17 protein-coding genes are annotated in these 15020 nt (G+C 69.1%); 8 read left to right on the plus strand and 9 right to left on the minus strand.

Annotated elements, in window-relative coordinates:
- Window positions 1-28: 28 nt before the first annotated feature.
- Window positions 29-1303, minus strand: coding sequence for a 5-demethoxyubiquinol-8 5-hydroxylase UbiM (gene ubiM, locus AAFF19_RS01855; protein WP_034693914.1), 1275 nt, complete (start codon window positions 1301-1303; stop codon window positions 29-31).
- 15 nt (window positions 1304-1318) lie between these two features.
- Here ubiM and AAFF19_RS01860 point away from each other — a divergent pair, with 15 nt between their 5' ends.
- Complete coding sequence (locus AAFF19_RS01860) at window positions 1319-1459, plus strand: hypothetical protein (protein ID WP_160165342.1); 141 nt, start codon at window positions 1319-1321, stop codon at window positions 1457-1459.
- A 33-nt stretch (window positions 1460-1492) separates the two neighbouring features.
- Here the strand turns inward: AAFF19_RS01860 and AAFF19_RS01865 are convergent, their stop codons facing one another.
- The 5 genes from AAFF19_RS01865 to AAFF19_RS01885 all read right to left on the minus strand — a co-directional run bounded on the left by AAFF19_RS01865 (window position 1493) and on the right by AAFF19_RS01885 (window position 6018).
- Window positions 1493-1927, minus strand: a complete 435-nt coding sequence (locus AAFF19_RS01865) for a hypothetical protein (protein ID WP_008904586.1) — start codon at window positions 1925-1927, stop codon at window positions 1493-1495.
- 226 nt (window positions 1928-2153) lie between these two features.
- Entirely contained in the window at window positions 2154-3713 is a 1560-nt protein-coding gene (locus AAFF19_RS01870) for a BCCT family transporter (protein WP_008904585.1), read from the minus strand.
- Between the two features lie 400 nt (window positions 3714-4113).
- The gene (locus tag AAFF19_RS01875) at window positions 4114-5061 is read right to left on the minus strand and encodes an alpha/beta fold hydrolase (protein WP_008904584.1); all 948 of its coding nucleotides are present in this window, start codon (window positions 5059-5061) and stop codon (window positions 4114-4116) included.
- A 51-nt stretch (window positions 5062-5112) separates the two neighbouring features.
- Window positions 5113-5238 (minus strand): hypothetical protein, encoded by a 126-nt coding sequence (locus AAFF19_RS01880; protein WP_008904583.1) that lies wholly within the window; start codon window positions 5236-5238, stop codon window positions 5113-5115.
- Window positions 5239-5394: 156 nt separating this feature from the next.
- On the minus strand, window positions 5395-6018 hold the full coding sequence (locus AAFF19_RS01885; RefSeq protein WP_342721159.1) for a helix-turn-helix domain-containing protein: 624 nt from the start codon (window positions 6016-6018) through the stop codon (window positions 5395-5397).
- 150 nt (window positions 6019-6168) lie between these two features.
- On the opposite strand from AAFF19_RS01885, the gene AAFF19_RS01890 reads away from it, so the two are divergent.
- The 3 genes from AAFF19_RS01890 (at window position 6169) to AAFF19_RS01900 (ending at window position 9852) form a co-directional block, all read left to right on the plus strand.
- On the plus strand, window positions 6169-8253 hold the full coding sequence (locus AAFF19_RS01890) for an acetoacetate--CoA ligase (RefSeq protein WP_342721160.1): 2085 nt from the start codon (window positions 6169-6171) through the stop codon (window positions 8251-8253).
- A 120-nt stretch (window positions 8254-8373) separates the two neighbouring features.
- On the plus strand, window positions 8374-9000 hold the full coding sequence (gene pssA / locus AAFF19_RS01895; RefSeq protein WP_182119315.1) for a CDP-diacylglycerol--serine O-phosphatidyltransferase: 627 nt from the start codon (window positions 8374-8376) through the stop codon (window positions 8998-9000).
- 9 nt (window positions 9001-9009) lie between these two features.
- Complete coding sequence (locus AAFF19_RS01900) at window positions 9010-9852, plus strand: PhzF family phenazine biosynthesis protein (RefSeq protein WP_182119314.1); 843 nt, start codon at window positions 9010-9012, stop codon at window positions 9850-9852.
- Between the two features lie 73 nt (window positions 9853-9925).
- On the opposite strand, the gene AAFF19_RS01905 is transcribed toward AAFF19_RS01900, so the two are convergent.
- Window positions 9926-10852 carry a DMT family transporter gene (locus tag AAFF19_RS01905; protein ID WP_008904578.1) on the minus strand — a complete coding sequence of 309 codons (927 nt, stop codon included), beginning with the start codon at window positions 10850-10852 and terminating at the stop codon, window positions 9926-9928.
- Between the two features lie 196 nt (window positions 10853-11048).
- On the opposite strand from AAFF19_RS01905, the gene minC reads away from it, so the two are divergent.
- Genes minC through minE form a run of 3 tightly spaced genes read left to right on the plus strand, consistent with a single transcriptional unit; the run spans window position 11049 to window position 12936 of the window.
- Window positions 11049-11843, plus strand: coding sequence for a septum site-determining protein MinC (gene minC / locus AAFF19_RS01910; protein ID WP_008904577.1), 795 nt, complete (start codon window positions 11049-11051; stop codon window positions 11841-11843).
- Window positions 11844-11847: 4 nt separating this feature from the next.
- Window positions 11848-12666: a septum site-determining protein MinD gene (gene minD, locus AAFF19_RS01915; protein ID WP_008904576.1), complete on the plus strand. Its 819-nt coding sequence runs from the start codon at window positions 11848-11850 to the stop codon at window positions 12664-12666.
- A 3-nt stretch (window positions 12667-12669) separates the two neighbouring features.
- Window positions 12670-12936, plus strand: a complete 267-nt coding sequence (gene minE, locus AAFF19_RS01920; protein ID WP_008904575.1) for a cell division topological specificity factor MinE — start codon at window positions 12670-12672, stop codon at window positions 12934-12936.
- 81 nt (window positions 12937-13017) lie between these two features.
- On the opposite strand, the gene AAFF19_RS01925 is transcribed toward minE, so the two are convergent.
- Window positions 13018-13608 carry an MOSC domain-containing protein gene (locus tag AAFF19_RS01925; RefSeq protein ID WP_342721161.1) on the minus strand — a complete coding sequence of 197 codons (591 nt, stop codon included), beginning with the start codon at window positions 13606-13608 and terminating at the stop codon, window positions 13018-13020.
- Window positions 13605-14126: a flavin reductase family protein gene (locus AAFF19_RS01930; RefSeq protein WP_034693879.1), complete on the minus strand. Its 522-nt coding sequence runs from the start codon at window positions 14124-14126 to the stop codon at window positions 13605-13607. Before AAFF19_RS01930 ends, AAFF19_RS01925 begins: the two co-directional genes overlap by 4 nt.
- 96 nt (window positions 14127-14222) lie before the next feature.
- On the opposite strand from AAFF19_RS01930, the gene AAFF19_RS01935 reads away from it, so the two are divergent.
- Entirely contained in the window at window positions 14223-15011 is a 789-nt protein-coding gene (locus AAFF19_RS01935; protein WP_342721162.1) for an alpha/beta hydrolase, read from the plus strand.
- Window positions 15012-15020 lie beyond the last annotated feature (9 nt).

Genomic DNA, 15020 nt, shown 5'->3' on the forward strand with positions numbered 1-15020 from the left:
CCTCCGGCGACCACGGCCCCTGTGGTCGCTACGGCGCCAGCCACCGCGCCCAGGCCGGCGGGCGCCCTGTCAGCTGCCCCACGATGGCGGCCTGCAGCGGCGGCAGGCGCCGCGCGCCCTGCAGCACCCACTGGCGCAGCAGGCGCGGCACGGGGCGCGGGTCGGTGTACAGCCGCACGATGGCGTTGGTGCCCTGGTAGATGGGCCAGGCGTGGCGGTGGTGGGCGCGGGCATACGCGGCCAGCGCGTCGGCGCTGCCGATGTCCTGCCCGCGCTGGCGGGCGTCCACCAGGGCGGCGGTCAGCCGCTCCACCCCCGCCAGGCCCAGGTTGTAGCCATGGGCCGTCACCGGGTGCATGCCCACGGCGGCATCGCCCAGCAGGGCGCAGCGCGGGCCGGCAAATCGCTGGGCATACACGGCGACCAGCGGGTAGGCGTGGCGCTCGCCCTCCAGCTGCATGGGCCCCAGCCGTGCGCCGAACTGGGCCTGCACCTGCGCCGCAAAGGCCTCGGGGCTGAGCGCCATCAGCGCGGCGGCGTCGGCGGCAGCGGCCGTGACCACCACCGAGCACAAGGGGTGCCCGCCCACCGGGTCGTCGGGCAGGGGCAGCACGGCCAGCGTGCGTTCGTAGCCAAAACACTCATGCGCCACACCGCCATGGGGCAGGGTGTGGCGCATGCGGCAGACGATGACCGTGCGGCCAAAGTCGGTCATCTGCGCGCCCATGCCCAGCTGGCGGCGCGTGGCAGAGAAGCGGCTGTCCGCCGCCACCAGCAGCGGGGCACACAGGCGCCGGGGCGCGGCGGCGCTGTCGTCGGCCGCCACGTAATCCAACTCGGCCTGCGCACCCAGCGTGGCTACGCGGGTAACCTGGGCGCGGGTAATGATGCGCACGCCCGGCGTGCGGGCTGCCACCGCGTAGGCACTGCGGCGCAGTGCGTGGTTGGGCACGATGAAGCCCAGCGCGCCGGGCGCCGTTTCCGCCGCGCCACCGTGGGAGCCGCTGGCCGCGTCCAGCTGCAGCGCACTGTGGTGGCCCAGCGGGCCGTCGTGCACCTGGGCCTGGGCGATCTGGCCCACCTCGTGGTGGGCCAGGTGCGCCCAGGTGCCCAGCCGCTGCAGCGTGGCGCGGCTGGGGTGGGTCAGCGCAATCTCGCGCCCGTCCGGTGCGGGCTGCGCCAGTGCGGTGTCGGCCTGCTGCTCCACCACCGTGGCGGTGAAACCGGCCTGCGCCAGGGAAATGACCAGCGACAGGCCTGCCGGGCCGGCGCCGACGATGAGAACGTCGCTGTGAGGGGTCATGGCAAGAACAACGCAATGGCGGAGCGTGCCATTGTGGGCGGGCGCACTGGCGCGGGTTTTGCCCTGCGTCAACCGGCAATGCCTTGGGGAATTTTGCTATCAATAAAAGAGCTTTTGGCGCTTGATGGAAAAGCGCTGGAGGCCAAAAACACTTGAATTCCTGGCAGTGGCCAGCGCAGTGCCAGTTTCTCAGGCCCTGGCTGTCTTGCGCGGGGCCTTGGCGGCCTTCCTGCGTGCGGGGGACGACTTCCGGGGCCCGCGCAGATGCAGCGCCCAGGTCACCACCAGCCACAGGTACGACAGCGGCACGCCGCACGCCGCCACCCAGGCCAGCGAACCCGGCGCCGCCGTCAGGGAGCGCGGGTTGGCGATGGTCATGAGAAGCTGCAGCGTGCCCGTGCCCAGCACCGGGTTGGCCTGCGCGCTGCCCGAGCGCGCCATGCGTGCGGCCATGAAGATGAAGAACTCCATCAGCAGCGCGCCCACCACAAAACACGCCAGCAGCACCAGAAGATGGCCCAGGGCCCGCCGGTCGCCCTTGACCAGAAAGTACAGGGCCGACACCAGCGCCAGCGCGGGCAGCAGCCAGACCAGTGCGGGCCAGGCGGAGATGAGCATGTGCATGGGAGGGTCTGACGTCGCAGCAGGTGAAGAAAAGGCACCGCGCGCCGGTGGCGCACGGCGGGTGTGGCTGCGGATGATAGACGCTGCGGCTGGCAACCCGGCCAGCGCGGGAGCGCGTTGTTTCCGGGATCGAAACGCACTATGCTTTTAATAGCTGCCAGCGCTTGCTGGTAAAGCGCCAGGGGCCTGAAACACTTCAAACCTTGGCACACACCCCTTGCCACCTTCACGGCGCCCGTCGGGTGGGGGCGTTGGGTGCCTCGCTGCCGGGGCTTGCCACCATCTCGCGCATGCGCCGCCGCAGTGCGCGGTCCCGGCGTTCATCGGCTTCCCAGTCGGCCTTCACGCCGCGCCACAGTGCCAGCGCCATCAGCAGGATGACGCCGGTGAACGGCAGCGCGAACACGATGGTGGCGGTCTGCACCGCCTTCACGCCGCCCGCCAGCAGCAGGCTGATGGCAATGCCGGACACCAGCACGCCCCAGATGATCTTGACGCGGGCCGACGGGTTCTCCTGCCCGCCGGTGCTCATCATGCCCAGCACCAGCGTGGCCGAGTCGCCCGATGTGACAAAGAACACCAGCACCAGCAGCGTGGCCACAAACGACATCACGGCGCCCCAGGGCAGGGCGTTGAACATGGCAAACAGCGCGGTCGATACATCGGCCTTGACGGCTTCGGCCAGCGGGATGCCCTGCATGATCTCCATGTGCAGCGCCGTGCCGCCAAACACCGAGAACCACACAAACGCCGCCAGCGTGGGCGCCAGCACGGTGCCCAGAATGAATTCGCGGATGGTGCGCCCGCGCGATACGCGTGCAATGAACAGGCCCACAAACGGCGACCAGCTCACCCACCAGGCCCAGTAAAACACCGTCCAGCCGCCCACCCAGCCGCTGTCGCGAAAGGGCGTCATGCGCAGGCTCATGCGCACAAACTCGGTGAGGTAGCTGCCCAGCGTGTTGGTGAAGGTGTCAATGATGGCCACCGTGGGCCCCAGCACAAACACCGCCAGCGCCAAGAGCGACGCCACCACCAGATTGATGCTGGACAGCCACTTGATGCCGCGTGTCACGCCCGTCACCGCCGACGCCAGAAACAGCACCGTGGTCACTACGATGATGCCCACCTGCGACGCGGCCCCCACCGGCAGCCCGAACGCGCCGTGCAGCCCGCTATTGATCTGCAGCGCCCCCATGCCCAGCGACGCGGCCACGCCAAACGCGGTGGCGATCACCGCCAGGATGTTGACCAGCGGGCCAATGCGCTGCAGCGGCGCCCAGGGCAGGGCCATGACCGCGGTGCTGACCAGCGCCGAGCCGCCCTTGCGGAACTGAAAGAACGCAATCGCCAGCGCCACGATGCTGTACACCGCCCAGGGGTGCAGCCCCCAGTGGAAGAAGCTGTAGCGCATGGCCGCGTTGGCCGCTTCGGGCGTGTGGGCTGCAATGCCCGGCGGTGGCGCACCGTAGTGCGAGATGGGCTCCGCCACGCCCCAGAACACCAGGCCAATGCCCATGCCTGCCGCAAACAGCATGGCAAACCAGGCGCCGATGGAGAACTCGGGCTCGTCGTCCTCCTGGCCCAGCTTCAGGTCGCCATAGCGGCTGAAGGCCAGCACCAGCGCCATCACCACCAGCCCCAGCACCACCCACAGGTAGAACCAGCCAAAGTTGCGCGTGATGGCCGCCAGGGCCGTGTCGAACACGGCGCCCAGCGAATCGGGCGCAAGCACCCCCCAGAGCACGATGGCGAGGATCAGCCCCGCCGAGATGAGAAGTTCCATGGATCACCTTTCTTCTGCTGCTTGATCGACCAGGAGATGCGCAGGCCCCGCCGCCCGCCGCGCAGGGCCCGGGGCGCAGCGTGCCACGGGGGCCGGATCGACGCAGTGGGGGCTCGGAACGCCAGCAAGGCGGGACGGGGCGGATGCCGACTTCGGCGGCAACTGCACAGCTCCGGAGTGAAAGCGGGCCGTGTCGCAAGGATAGTGCGAGGACGCGGCCCGGCGCCGATGCGCGCTTGGGGACCAGCGGCGCGGCAAGGCAGGGCATTGGCGCGCCCCGCCGTGTGCGGGGCTCAGGGCCCCGGCGGGGCGTGCGCCAATGAAGAGGGGGGCGAGTGTAGACAACAGGCGCGCTGCGACGCGGGCAATACCGCAGTCAAGCGCAGGGACGTTGGGCCCGTCAGCGGGCGGCGGCCGCCGGGGCCGCTGCGGACGCCACGCCGTCGGCCACAAAACCGGCCACCGCGTGCAGCACCTCGGCCTGCTGCAGGATCTTGCGGTGGCCCAGGCCTTCGGTGGCCAGCAGCGTGGCGCCGGCAATGTGGTCGCGGTAGGACTCCCCATCGGCAAAGCGGTTGATGCGGTCACCCCGGTCGTGCACCACCAGCGTGGGCAATGCAATGCGTGGGCCCACGGCCGGGGGCTCGAACTGGCGCATCAGGATGCCCTCCCGCGCCTCGATGCGCCGCTGCATCGCCGCGCGCGTGCGCTCGGTCAGCCCGAACACCTGCGCAAACAGCCGCGTGTATTCGTGCGGAGATGCGGGCGGTGCCAGCAGCACCAGCCGCCCCGTGGCCAGGCCCCGGCTGGCGGCGTGCGCAGCGGCGTTGGCGGCCAGCGAATGCGCCACCACGGCAGCGGGCGCCAATGCCTGCGTATGCAGGCGGGCGGTGGCGTATTCGATGGCGCGGGCGAACTGCGGCAGGTTGCTGACCCGGCCGCGGCTGCCGCCGTGCGCGGGCAAATCCAGCAGCACCGGGCGCAGGCCGCGCGCGGCCAGGGCCTGGGCCAGCGGCAGCATCTGGCGCGCATGGCCGCCCCAGCCGTGCAGCAGCAGAACGGCAGGGCCGTGGGGTTGGGCTCGCGGGGTGTAGACGGTGATCTCGGCGTCTTCAAACGGCCAGCGCTCGGTGCGCCAGTCTGCGCCCGGCGCCGCGCTGCGCCCGGGCCGGCGCAGCGGAAGCGGCGTGCCGAACAGCCGGTAGGCCGCACGCACGGCCAGCGCAGGCCACAGCCGCTCGGTGGCGCCCAGGCCCGCGCGCAGCAGACGCATGGCGGGGTGCTCGCCGTAAAAGCTGGAGGTGGCCTGCAAGGCCGAGGCGGCAGACGGGGAGGGGGTGGAGGTCATGGTGGGGCTCCAAAAAAAGGGGAACAAGGCAGGCGCACGGGCAGGCCGCGCTCAGTAAAAGATCCAGTCGCGGTTGCTGCGCGGCAGCCGGGCCAGCGTGGCGCGCACCAGCTGCACCAGGCAGGCCAGGGCGGCCAGCCCGGCGACAGCGGTCACAGTCCAAAAAATCGGCAACATGGGGCTCTCCTTTCTTCGCACGGTTGTGCGAAATTGGGGTGAAGAAAAACGATGGCCATCGTTGTGGGGAAGCAAAAGAAAAAGGGAGGTCAGCAGCGGCCTGCGCGGCCGCGCTGGTCAGCGTTTCGGCGGTACGGCACCCAGCGCGGGTGCGGTTCAGCGAGCGGGGGCCGGGGTGTCGTTGGCATAACTTTTCAGCAGGCGCCCCCACGACGCCTCGGTGCGCGGCACGGCCTGCGGGTCGCGCAAAAAGCGCACGTCGTGCAGCAGGCCCATGATCATGGAATAGATCTCGCCCACCAGCTGGTCGGGCGGTGTGCCGGCGGGCAGGTGCCCGGCATCGATGGCCTGGACCACCGTGCGGCGCAGCGCAGCGCGCCAGCGCGTGATCTCGCTGTGCAGCAGGTCGCGCAGCTCGCCCTCGCGGTCGTCCAGCTCGAAGGCGCCGGCCGTGTAGATGCAGCCGGTGAAGGCCTCCACATCGCGCGTGCGGGCGATCCAGCGCCGCACGATGTCGTTGAGCCGCGGCAGACCCTTGGGCTGCTGCATGGCGGGCACGAACACATCGGCCAGAAAGCGCCGGCCAAACTCCTCGATCACCGCCTTCTGCAGCGCCTCGCGCGAGCCAGCACGCGAGAAGACGCCGCTCTTGGACAAGCCCACGCGGTCCGCCACCGCCTGCAGCGTGATCGACTCCAGCCCCTCGGCCGCAGCCAGGTCCAGCGCGGCGCCGACGATGGCGGCGCGGGTGAGTTCGGCCTTTTGGGTTTTCGCGTCCATCGGCGCAATTTAGCACAATCGTGCGAAACAGTGCAACCCCGCTAGCGGGGTCAGGACCACAGAACACAAGCTCACGGTGCCGCGCGACCTGTCAAGCCCGCGACGCACCCGGCTGGCCCACCCGCCGCCCGGCTGGTACGCTGCGTCGCCATGGAGACAACAGCACACACCCCGCCGCCCTTCATTCCCCAGATCCGCCTGTACCGGAACTGGCTGCGCGACCAGCGCGGCCTGCAGTTCGACAGTTACGACGCGCTCTGGCGCTGGTCCACCACCGATCTGGACGCCTTCTGGCAAAGCGTGTGGGACTATTTCGAGATCGAGTCGCCCACGCCCCACACGGCCGTGCTGGCCCACAACACCATGCCCGGTGCGCAGTGGTTTCCGGGCGCCCAGGTCAACTACGCGCGCCAGGTGTTGCGGCATGTGGATGCCGCGCACGCCGCGGGCCTGCCCGCCATCATCAGCCGCAATGAAAAAGGTCAGCACCGTGAACTCTCCTGGCCCGAGCTGCGCCGCCAGGTCGCGTCGCTTGCGCTGCACCTCAAGGCCCAGGGCGTGCAGCCCGGCGACCGCGTGGCCGCCTACCTGCCCAACGTGCCCGAGGCCATGGTCGCCTTCCTGGCCACCGTGAGCATCGGCGGCGTGTGGAGCATCTGCGCGCCCGACATGGGCACGCACGCAGTGCTCGACCGCTTCCGCCAGATCGAGCCCAAGGTGCTCATCAGCGTGGACGGCGTGACCTACGGCGGGCGCGACCACGACCGCACCGGCGTGCTGGCCGAGCTGCGCGCCGCGCTGCCCAGCGTGCAGCATGTGGTGCTGCTGGGCAACCTTGATGCTTCTGTTTTGATAGCTGGTTGCGCAACCTGGGCAAGCGCTACAGACCAAAATGATGCTCAAACCGCAGCGTTCGAGCCGATGTGGCTGCCGTTTGACCACCCGCTGTGGATCGTCTATTCCAGCGGCACTACCGGCCTGCCCAAGCCGATCGTGCACGGCCATGGCGGCACGGTGCTGGTGGCGCTGCAGCTCAAGGTGCTGCACAACGACATCGGCTGCAGCTACGCGCCCAACAGCCTGGGCGAGCGCTACCACTGGTACAGCTCCACCGGCTGGGTGATGTGGAACGCGCAGCTCAGCGGCCTGCTCTCGGGCACCACCTGCGTGATCTACGACGGCAACCCTGGCGGCAGCAAAGACAACCCGGACTGGGGCGTACTGTGGCGCTTTGCGGCCGAAACGGGCGTGACCTTTTTCGGTGCGGGCGCGGCGTTTTTTGCGAACTGCATGAAGGCGGGCATCACGCTGGCCGACTACGGCGACCTGAGTCGGATCCGCGCGCTGGGCACCACGGGATCGCCGCTGTCGCCCGAGGTGCAGCAATGGGGCACGGCGCAGTTCGAGGCGCTGGGCACCCATGACATCTGGTGGAACAACATCTCCGGCGGCACCGATTTTTGCGGCGCCTTCATCGGCGGCAACCGCGAGATGCCGCAGGTGCCCGGCGAGATGCAGTGCCGCATGCTGGGCGCTGCCGTCGAGTCCTGGAACGCCGAAGGCCTGCCGGTGATGAGCGAGGTGGGCGAGCTGGTCTGCGCGCAACCCATTCCGTCGATGCCGCTCTACCTGTGGGGCGACAAGGACGGCAGCCGCTACCTGTCGAGCTACTTCGACATGTACCCCGCAGGCCACGGCCGACAGCCCGGCGGAGGCGACGGCCCCGCCAGCATGGGCGCGGTCTGGCGCCACGGCGACTGGCTCAAGATCGGCGCCAACGGCGGCTGCGTGATCTACGGCCGCAGCGACGCCACCATCAACCGCCACGGCCTGCGCATGGGCACGAGCGAGATCTACAGCGCGGTGGAATCACTGCCCGAAGTGCTCGACAGCCTGGTGGTGGACCTGGAATACCTGGGCCGCGAAAGCTACATGCCGCTGTTTGTGGTGCTGCGCCCTGGCAGCGTGCTGGACGACGCGCTGCGCGGGCGCATCAACGGCGCGGTGCGCACGGCGCTGAGCCCGCGGTTTGTGCCCGACGACATCTTTGCCGTGGCCGAGGTGCCCCGTACCCTGAGCGGCAAGAAGCAGGAGCTGCCCATCAAGAAGCTGCTGCTGGGCCAGCCCATCGAGAAGGTGGTGAACAAGGACGCCATGGCCAACCCGGCGTGCCTGGACTGGTACGTGGCGTTTGCGGCCCAGCGCCATGCCGCGGGCGGGGGCCAGCCCGGCTGAGCCCGACAGGCGGCCATCACCTACACGCAGGGGCCGCGTGTGGGGGCAGACTGTGCGCTGCTGCGCCCCGCCATAATGCGCGACCCCGCCACGCGCCCGCCCTGCAGGAGAGACTTGCCCATGACCACCCCTTCCCACCCCAAGCGTTTTTCGATGATCCGCGAGTTCCACCTGGCCGACTGGTTCACGCTGGGCAATGCCGTGTGCGGCGTGGGCGCGCTGTTCTCGACCATGACCTACCTGGAAACCAGCGACGTGCGGCACGTGTATTTTGCCTGCGCGCTGGTGCTGGCCGCGCTGATCTTCGATGTGTTCGACGGCCGCATTGCGCGATGGCGCCAGAAGAGTTCGGCCATGGGCCGCGAACTCGATTCGCTGGCCGACGTGATCTCGTTCGGTGTGGCGCCCGCCATCATTGCCTACGGCTGCGGCATGCAGGGGCTGTACGACCGCATCGTGCTGGCGTACTTTGTGGCCTGCGGCGTGTCGCGCCTGGCGCGCTACAACGTCACGGCCGAAACGCTGTCGGGCGACGATGGCAAGGTTAAATACTTTGAGGGCACGCCCATCCCCACCTCCATCGTGCTGGTGGGGCTCATGGCACTGGCAGCCTACCTGGGCGCCGTGCGCGAGAACCTGTGGTTTGGCCAGGTGATGCTGGGTGGTTTTGTGCTGCACCCGCTGGTGCTGGTGTTTGCGGTGTCGGGCTCGCTGATGATCAGCCGCATCAGGATTCCCAAGCTCTGAGGCGCCACCATGCCGCTGCAGAAGATCGCTGCGTTTTCCGATGGCCCCGTGGGCGGCAACCCCGCCGGGGTGTGGACAGGCGATGCCTTGCCGCCGCCTGCCGAGATGCAGCGCATCGCAGCCGAGGTGGGATTTTCAGAAACCGCATTTGCCGCGCCGCAGGGCAGCGGCGACTGGCGCGTGCGCTACTTCTCCCCCGAAACCGAGGTGCCCTTTTGCGGGCACGCCACCATTGCCCTGGGCGCAGCGCTGGCGCGGCGTGAGGGCGACGGGGTGTTTGACCTGGCGCTCTCCCACGCCCGCATCACGGTGGAAGGCCGCCGCAGCGGCGACCTGGTGCAGGCCGCACTGCAGTCGCCCCCCACACGCAGCGGGCCGCTGCCCGCCGGCCTGCTGGACAGCCTCCTCGCGCTGTTTGGCCTGGCACCTGCCGACCTTGACCCGCGCATCCCGCCTGCGCTCATCCACGGCGGTGCAGACCACGCCGTGCTGGCCTTGCACAGCCGCGCACGGCTGGCGGCCATGCACTACGCGCAGGACGCGGGCCGCACGTTGATGCTGGCATCCGGCCTGGTCACGGTGGTGCTGGTGGTGGTGGAGTCAGACCAGCTCTTTCACACGCGCAACGCATTTGCCTCGGGCGGGGTGCTGGAAGACCCCGCCACGGGCGCTGCCACGGCGGCGCTGGCGGGCTACCTGCGCGACCTGGGCTGGCCCCATGGCGGGACCATCGACGTCGTGCAGGGCGAAGACATGGGCATGCGATCACGCCTGCGGGCCGAGATCGGGCCGGTGCCCGGCAGCTCCATCCGTGTGTCGGGCACGGCGCGGTGGATGCGCAGCGATGAATAAATTACTATAAATAAGATAGCTGCTGGCGCTTGATGGGTAAGCGTCAGCCCCATTTTTGACCATTATTTCTGAATCAGCCCCCCGCTGCGGGCCGCCGGTTCACCAGCACGATGCCCGCCGCCACCAGTACCAGCGCGGCCACCAGCCCTGCGGTGATGGGCTCGCCCAGCCACCAGGCGCCAAACAGCAGCGCAAACACGGGGGTGAGAAACACAAACACCGAGATCTTCGTGGCCGGGTAATGCGCCAGCATCCACATCCACGCCAGGTAGCTCACAAACGCACCCACCAGCGCCTGCACCAGCAGCGAGCCCCAGGCAAATGCGCTGAACTGCCAGTTCCACGGCTCTCCCAGCGCCAGCGACAGCCACGGCAGCGCGACGGCGCTCACCCCCACCTGGTAGAGCAGCTGCTTGGCGGGCGCCACGCGCGCCAGCGGCGTGGTGCGGATGACCACCGTGGTCAGCGCCCACATCAGGCCCGCCGTCAGGCCCAGCAGATCACCCAGCCACGCCTGCGGCAGCGCCGCATTGGCGGGGCCCAGCAGCCCGTCGCCCAGGGCCAGGCCCACGCCCACAAAGGCGGCGGCCAGGCCCAGCCACTGCCAGCCCTTCAGGCCCTCGCCCGGGATGAAGCGCGGCAGCAGCACGGCCACCCAGAACGGCGCGGCATACAGAAACACCGTGAGCCGCGAGGCGGTGGTGTACTGCAGGCCCAGGTAGATGCAGGCAAATTCGCCGGCAAACAGCACGCCCGCCAGCAGCCCGGCGCGCAGGGCACCCGCGGGCTCCGCGGCGCTGGACAGCTGCACCCCGCGCCACATGCACCAGACCGCAACTGCCACCGTGGCCAGCGCAAACCGCACAAACGCCTGGAACACCGGCGCCACCTCGGCCACCGTGGCCTTGACCAGCACCTGCTGGAAACCCCAGAACATGCAGCAGGCCAGCAGCAGGGAAACGGCGAGGGAGTCGAGGTGGGTTTTGCGGGTGAAAGGCATCGGGCGATTATCAAAGGGCTTGCCGGTGGTGCGCGTCGCCTGCGCGGCCTCGATCGGCTTCGAGCGGCCCTGGTGCGGGGCTGTTGCAGGCCGCCTGTCCCGTGCGCCCGGCCCAAACAGGCGCTTACACGGGCCCACGGTACACTTTGCGCCTTCTGAAACCGCTTTCCGCGCCTTCTCTCCCCTACCCGCATTCATGGCCCTTACGACGGCGGCCCAGGCCCGCACCAGCTTTGACCTCAAAAGTGCCTCGCTGCCCGTAGTGGCCGTGGTGCTCAAAACCACCGACGCCGCGCAGTTCGCTGCCGATCTGGCCGAGCGTGTGGCCGATGCACCGGGCTTTTTTGACAGCGACCCCGTGCTGATCGACCTGGCTGCCGTGCGCGAGGCCGAGGCGCCCATCGACTTTGCCGCCATCGTGGCCGCGCTGCGCCGCCACAGCACGCTGCCCGTGGCCGTGCGCGGCGGCAGTACCGCGCAGATGGACGCGGCCCGTGCCGCCGGGCTGGCCCCGGCCCCCGACGCACCGCCCGCCCGCGCCGATGTGCCGCCCGCAGCCGCCGAGGTGCGCGAGGTGGTCCGCGAGGTCGAGGTGGAAGTGGTGCGCGAAGTGCCCGTGGCAGGCCCGGCCACCCTGGTGGTCGACAAGCCGCTGCGCTCCGGGCAGCAGGTGTATGCGCGGGGCGGCGACCTGGTGGTGATGGCCGTGGTGAGCTTTGGCGCCGAGGTCATTGCCGACGGCAACATCCATGTGTATGCCCCGCTGCGCGGCCGTGCCATTGCCGGCGCACGGGGCAACACCGAAGCCCGCATCTTTTCCACCTGCATGGAGCCGCAGCTGGTGTCCATTGCCGGCATTTACCGCACCACCGAAACCGCGCTGGCCGCCGAAGTGGCAGGCCAACCGGCGCAGGTGCGGCTGGAAGGCGAGAAGCTCATCATCGAGCCGCTGCGCAACCCTGTACGTATCAACCCCAGAGAGACTCAGTAAACCCATGGCCAAAATCGTTGTTGTGACTTCCGGCAAGGGTGGTGTGGGCAAGACCACCACCAGCGCCAGCTTTGCCTCCGGCCTCGCCCTGCGCGGCCACAAGACCGCCGTGATCGACTTTGACGTCGGCCTGCGCAACCTGGACCTCATCATGGGCTGCGAGCGCCGCGTGGTGTATGACCTCATCAACGTGATCCAGGGCGAGGCCAACCTGAACCAGGCCCTCATCAAGGACAAGCAGTGCGACAACCTGTTCGTGCTGGCCGCCAGCCAGACGCGCGACAAGGATGCACTCACGCAGGACGGCGTCGAGAAGATCCTGAACGACCTCGCCGGCATGGGCTTTGAATACATCATCTGCGACTCGCCCGCCGGCATCGAAAGCGGTGCGCTCATGGCCATGCACTTTGCCGACGAGGCGCTGCTGGTGACCAACCCCGAGGTGTCCAGCGTGCGCGACTCCGACCGCATCCTGGGCATGCTGGGCAGCAAGACCAAGCGGGCCATCGAGGGCGGCGAGCCGATCAAGGAGCACCTCCTCATCACCCGCTACAACCCCAGCCGGGTGGAAGACGGCCAGATGCTGAGCCTGGAGGACATCCAGGACATCCTGCGCATCAAGCTGATTGGTGTGATCCCGGAGTCGGAGGTGGTGCTGCAGTCGTCCAACCAGGGCACGCCCGCGATCCACGCCCAGGGCAGCGATGTGTCCGAAGCCTACAAGGACGTGATCGACCGCTTCCTGGGCGCCACCGACAAACCCCTGCGCTTTATCGAGGCCGAGAAGCCCGGCTTCTTCAAACGCCTGTTCGGGAGCAAATAAGCCATGGCTTCTTTCCTGTCCTTCCTGCTTGGCGAAAAGAAAAAGACTGCCAGCGTCGCCAAGGAGCGCCTGCAGATCATCCTGGCGCACGAACGCAGCGGCCGCAATGCTGCCGAGCCCGACTACCTGCCCGCGTTGCAGCGCGAGCTGGTGGCCGTGATCTCCAAGTACGTCAAGATCAACCCCGAAGACCTCAAGGTGCACCTGGAGCGCCAGGACAACCTGGAAGTGCTGGAAGTCAAGATCGAGCTGCCTGAGGCCGCGCGCTAGGTCGCTCCAAATTTTGGGTCATTTTGGCTGCTGGCGCTTATCCAGCAAGCGCTAGTGGCTACAGTTTTGGTAGCAATTGAATCAGCGGGCGTGCTTTGCCCACTTGCCGGCCAGCGCCTGCGCAATGCTCAGCCCGCGCTGCCCGGGCACCACGATGGCGGTCTCTCCGGCCGCGAGGGTGCCTGGCTGTTCCACGGCCAGGTAGTAGCCGCAGCAGCCGGCCAGGGCCATCGCCCGGCCCGCCTGGGCGAACCCCATCACGGCGTTGAACTTGTAGCAGGGCTCGCGCGGCGCGGTCACGCGCAGCACGCAGTGGGGGAAATGCCATTCGTCGCCCACAAACACGTCGTGTTCCAGGGGCCCGTCGATGGTGAGGTTCTCCCCCATGAAACCCGGTGGCAGCGCCTCGTCGAACAGGCTCACGCCCCGGTCCCGGCGCTGGGCCTGCCAGAACGCATAGTGCACGGCCGGGTAGGCGTACACGGCCTTGCCCAGGCCGCCATGCACGCTCAGGTCGGCCTGCTCGTCACCCGCCAGGCCCAGCGGCCCCACCGCCACGGGGCCGGCGACGGGCGCCTTGCCGATGCCAGTGAGCACTGATCGTTCGCCCATCTTGAGGCGCCGGGCCGTGCCGATGTTCACGTGGCGCACGACCACCGTGGCCGCGCTCACAGCGGGTGCTCGGTGTAGAACTTGCCCCCGTGGTACAGCAGGGGCGATGCGCCTTCGCGGTGCTCGCAGCGTTCGACCTCGCCCACAAAGATGGTGTGGTCGCCTTCCTTGTACTGGCTGCGGTTGAAGCACTCGAACGTGGCGGCCGCGCCGGCCAGCAAAGGGGCGCCGCTGATGCCGGGCCGGTGCGCGAGGCCCGCCCAGCGGTCAATGCCACGGGTGGCAAAACGCTCGGCCAACGCCTTCTGGTCTGCGGCCAGCACATGGATGGCGTAGTGCGAGCCATCGGCAAAGGTGGGCAGGGTGCTGGCACCGTGCGAGAGGCTCCACAGCACCAGCGGCGGTGCCAGCGACACCGAGTTGAACGAGCTGGCCGTGAGCCCCACCAGCTCGCCCGTTGCGGTGCGGGCGGTGACGATCGTCACACCGGTGGCAAACATTCCCAGCGCATCGCGAAACTCGCGTGCAGAGAAACTGGGCGGCAGGGCAAGAACAGGACGGGGGGGCAAAGGGTTCACAAAAACGGCGCCAGCGGGGGCAGCAGGGGGATGCAACTATTATCAGGCGCCACCCACCGCCGCGCTGTAGCGGGGGTTACCACCCCCCATCCCCCCATGTCTGCACTACCTACCTTCTCCTCCCTGGGCTCGGGCCCCACCGTGCTCATGCTGCACGACGCCGATGGGGGCCACCTCAGCTTCGCGCCGCAGGTGGAGACCCTGGCCACAGCGGGCTACCGTGCCGTGGCCTGGAACATGCCCGGCTATGGCCACAGCGCACCGGTGGAGCCCTACACCTTCAAGGCGCTGGCCCAGAGCGCCGTGGCCCTGGTGGAGGCCCTGCAGAGCGGGCCGGTGACGCTGGTGGGGCACGGCATGGGCGCCATGGTGGCGCTGGAGCTCGCGGTGCGCCACCCCGCGTTGGTCCACCGCCTGGTGCTGATTGCCGGGGGCCCGGCGCTGGATGACGCCGCCCTGCAGGACTGGGTGGCGCCCCGGTTGCACGCGCTCAAAGCGGTGGACGCGGGGGGCAGCATGGAACAGCTGGCGCAGACGCTGGTGCCGCAGTTCATCGGCACCGGCGCACTGCCCGAGGGCGTGCGGCTGGCCGGCCACGCGCTGGCGCAGGTGTATCCCGGCGCCTACCGCCGTGCCCTGCAGGCCCTGCCCACGTTCGACCGGGGCGCGGCCGCACTGGCGCGCCTGGCCATGCCCACCCTGCTGGTGGCGGGCGGGCAGGATCGCTGCACGCCGCCCGTGGCCCTGGAGGCGCTGGCACAGGTGCTGCCCGATGCGGCGATGGTGCTCATGCCGCATGTGGGCCACTGGCCGCAGCTCGAAGACCCGGAGGGTTTCGACGGCGTGCTGCTGGACTTTCTGGCCCAGCGCCGCACCCTGCATTGAGCCGACTCG

The organism is Acidovorax sp. FHTAMBA (assembly GCF_038958875.1).
GTDB lineage: Bacteria > Pseudomonadota > Gammaproteobacteria > Burkholderiales > Burkholderiaceae_C > Acidovorax.